The 2,957-nt window shown below is 72.4% G+C and carries 4 protein-coding genes; 1 reads left to right on the top strand and 3 read right to left on the bottom strand.

Annotation, left to right across the window (positions count from 1 at the left end):
* Positions 1–199: 199 nt before the first annotated feature.
* Positions 200–556 (top strand): YbaB/EbfC family nucleoid-associated protein, encoded by a 357-nt coding sequence (locus tag ACZ4U4_RS06480; RefSeq protein ID WP_467869552.1) that lies wholly within the window; start codon positions 200–202, stop codon positions 554–556.
* Positions 557–586: 30 nt separating this feature from the next.
* Here the strand turns inward: ACZ4U4_RS06480 and ACZ4U4_RS06475 are convergent, their stop codons facing one another.
* The 3 genes from ACZ4U4_RS06475 to ACZ4U4_RS06465 are packed head-to-tail and all read right to left on the bottom strand — an operon-like array spanning position 587 to position 2,891.
* Positions 587–1,159 (bottom strand): dihydrofolate reductase family protein, encoded by a 573-nt coding sequence (locus ACZ4U4_RS06475; protein WP_467869550.1) that lies wholly within the window; start codon positions 1,157–1,159, stop codon positions 587–589.
* A gap of 47 nt (positions 1,160–1,206) precedes the next feature.
* Positions 1,207–1,773, bottom strand: a complete 567-nt coding sequence (locus ACZ4U4_RS06470) for a hypothetical protein (RefSeq protein ID WP_467869548.1) — start codon at positions 1,771–1,773, stop codon at positions 1,207–1,209.
* Positions 1,770–2,891, bottom strand: coding sequence for an ROK family glucokinase (locus tag ACZ4U4_RS06465; protein WP_391641396.1), 1,122 nt, complete (start codon positions 2,889–2,891; stop codon positions 1,770–1,772). Before ACZ4U4_RS06465 ends, ACZ4U4_RS06470 begins: the two co-directional genes overlap by 4 nt.
* Between the last annotated feature and the right edge of the window lie 66 nt (positions 2,892–2,957).

Below are 2,957 nucleotides of genomic sequence, written 5' to 3'. Positions count from 1 at the left end.
CCGGCGGTCCGGGGCGCTCCGCAGGGGCGCGCCCCGGACCCGTCCGTGGTGCCGCCGGGCCGGGGCGGAGATCCCCAGAACGGGGACCTGGGCAGGCACCGGCCCGGACCGCAGGATGGCCGGGGACCACCCGTCCCTGCCCGTGGCCGCCGTGCGGCCCGGTCCACGCCCTCCCGCACCCCCGCAAGGAGCCCCACCCATGGCCGACAGCTCGTCCTTCGACATCGCCGCGCTCACCCAGCGGATGCGCGACCTTCAGGGGAACCTGGCCGGTCTGGGCGGACTGAAGGACAGCGAGATGACCGGGCATGCGCGCGGCGGGCTGGTCACCGCGAAGGTGGATTCCGACGGGAACCTGACCTCGCTGCGGGTGGACCCGTCGGTCATCGACCCGGACGATCCGCGGTCGCTGGAGGAGATGGTCGTCACGGCGGTCGCCGCCGCGCAGGCGATGCTGCGGGAGATGCGGTCGAAGCAGGTCGGCGCGTTCACCGAAGGGATGCTGAGCCTCGCCGAGGGCCTGCGCGTCGAGAACCAGCGGCACAGCGACTCCTGAGCGGACGCGGCGCGGAGCGCGCCGGGACCGTCACCGCACCACGTCGAGGACGTTCAGCTGGAGCCCGTTCGGATACGTCGCGTGCTCGGTCAGCTTCAGCTTCCGGGTGGGCTGGTCGGCGGTGCTGAACAGGCGCTTGCCCGCGCCGAGGAGCAGCGGGAAGACCAGCAGGTGGTAGCGGTCGATCAGCCCGGCGTCCGAGAGGTGGTGGTTGAGGGTGGCGCTGCCGTTCACCAGGATCGGGCCGCCGTCGGTCTCCTTGAGGGCGGCGACCTCGTCGAGGGAGCGCAGGATCGTGGTCTCGCCCCAGTTCGTGGCCAGCGCGTCCTCGGTGAGGGTGGTGGAGACGACGTACTTGGGCATCGCGAGGTAGCCGGCGAAGTCCGCCACGTCCGGCCAGACGCGGCTGAACTCCTGGTAGCTGACCCGGCCCAGCAGCAGCGCGGTGGCCTCCTCCTGCTCGCGGCCCTTGATCTCGTACGCCTCGGGCAGGAAGTCGACGTCGTGGAACGTCCATCCGGAGTTGCGGTAGCCGGGCTCGCCGCCCGGGGCTTCCATGACGCCGTCGAGCGAGACGAAGGCGGTGCTGATCAACGTGCGCATCCGGGCTCCTCGGGATCTGGGGTCCGGCCGCCGGCCTCGCCCGCCGGTCAGAACGTGACGGTCGAGACCGTGTGCACCACCGGGTGCCCCGGCTCGTCGAAGCTCACCGTGATCTGCTGCGAGGGCTGCGGCTTGTCGCGGTGTTGGCGCAGTCCGGCGAACTGTCCGTCGCCGGTGAAGTCCCAGCCGACCTGCGCCGCCTGCCGGGGCGTGATGGTGACCTCGCCCTTCTTGAGCGCGTCGGTGCTGGTGCCGATCTCCTTCAGATAGCGGTCCAGGCCCACGCCGTTGGTCCGGAACTGGACGTAGAGCGAGCTGGTGTCCCAGGAGTTCGTCTCGTAGTAGTAGACGGGCGTCGAGCCGAGCGGCACCGGGACGTTGTAGATCCGCTGCTGCACCTTGGACGGGAAGGCGTTGGTCAGGCCCGTCGCGGCGGCCTCGGCCTCCTTCATCTCGCCGCTGTCGCGGCTCTGCTCCGCGGAGATGACGATGTAGCCCGCGGGGATGGCGATCAGCAGGAAGACGATCACGGCCATCAGCCAGCGGGGCGTCTCCCGCCGCGGGGTGGCGGCGGGCGACGGGGCAGCCGCGCCCGTGAGGTCCTGGGTGGTCATCGGCGGCCGGTCCGTTCGTAGCGTTCGTAGCGCTCCACCCGGCGGCGGTTGGCGCGCCGGAAGCGGCGGGCGACCAGCCGGGCGAGGTCCGCGGCGCCGACCATCCCGGCCTCGGGGCCCAGCTGCGCCTTGGCGATACGTGCCTCGGGGCGGTAGCCGCGGCCGGTGAGGGTGCGGCGGAAGGCGTCCGTGGCGGGGCCGATCAGCAGGTCGTCGGCGGCGCTGACGCCGCCGCCGATGACGAAGCAGGACGGGTCGAGGGCGGCGGCGAGGTTGGCGATGCCGACGCCCAGCCACTGGCCGATCTCGGCGAGCAGTTCGACGCACATCGCGTCGCCCTCGCGCGCCAGCTCGGTGATGAGCGGCCCGGTGATGTCGGGGACGTTGCCGCCCACCCGCTCGATGATGTTGTACGCGACCGGGGAGTCGGCGGCGGCCAGCTCCCGGGCCTCGCGGACCAGGGCGTTGCCGGAGCTGTACTGCTCCCAGCAGCCGCGGTTGCCGCACGGGCAGCGGTGGCCGCCGGGCACCACCTGCATATGGCCGAATTCGCCGGCCACTCCGTACTTACCGCGCTTGACCTGGCCGTCCTCCAGGATGGCGCCGCCGATGCCGGTGCCCAGCGTGATCATGACGAGGTGGTCCTCGCCCCGTCCGGCGCCGAAGCGCCACTCCGCCCAGGCGGCGGTGTTGGCGTCGTTGTCGACCATGACGGGGACGGCGAGGCGGCCCGCGAGGCGGTCGCGGAGCGGTTCGTTGCGCCAGTTCAGATGCGGGGCGAAGAGGACGTTGGAGCGGTCCGCGTCGACCCAGCCGGCGGCGCCGATGCCGACCGCGTGCACATCGTGGCGGTCGGAGAGGTCGAGGACCAGCTCGGTGATGGTGTCCTCGACGACCTTCGGGCTCTTGGACTTGTCCGGCGTCTCGGTGCGGACCTGCTCCAGGATCGCCCCGTCGGCGTCGACGACGCCCGCCATGACCTTGGTGCCGCCGATGTCGATGCCGACGGTCGGCACGCGCGGTGCGGTCAGGTGCGAGCGGCGCTCGCGGGTCCCGGCGGTACGCAGCACGGTCGCCCGGGCGGGCCCCCTCGGGACGCGTTCACGGTACGTGCTCATCGGCCCACCTCGCCGTGGCTGCGGTGGTGGCCCGGTCGGCTGTGTGCGCGCAAGAGTCGTCTCGTC

Source organism: Streptomyces sp. NPDC029159, from assembly GCF_055564055.1.
The sequence above is the reverse complement of the archived record's forward strand: the minus strand, read 5'-3'. Positions and strand labels throughout refer to the sequence as shown.

Bases quoted from the DNA above. Each gene is read 5' to 3' on its own strand.
- ACZ4U4_RS06480 (WP_467869552.1), top strand. From the start codon at position 200: ATGGCCGACAGCTCGTCCTTCGACATCGCCGCGCTCACCCAGCGGATG.
- ACZ4U4_RS06475 (WP_467869550.1), bottom strand. From the start codon at position 1,159: ATGCGCACGTTGATCAGCACCGCCTTCGTCTCGCTCGACGGCGTCATG.
- ACZ4U4_RS06470 (WP_467869548.1), bottom strand. From the start codon at position 1,773: ATGACCACCCAGGACCTCACGGGCGCGGCTGCCCCGTCGCCCGCCGCC.
- ACZ4U4_RS06465 (WP_391641396.1), bottom strand. From the start codon at position 2,891: ATGAGCACGTACCGTGAACGCGTCCCGAGGGGGCCCGCCCGGGCGACC.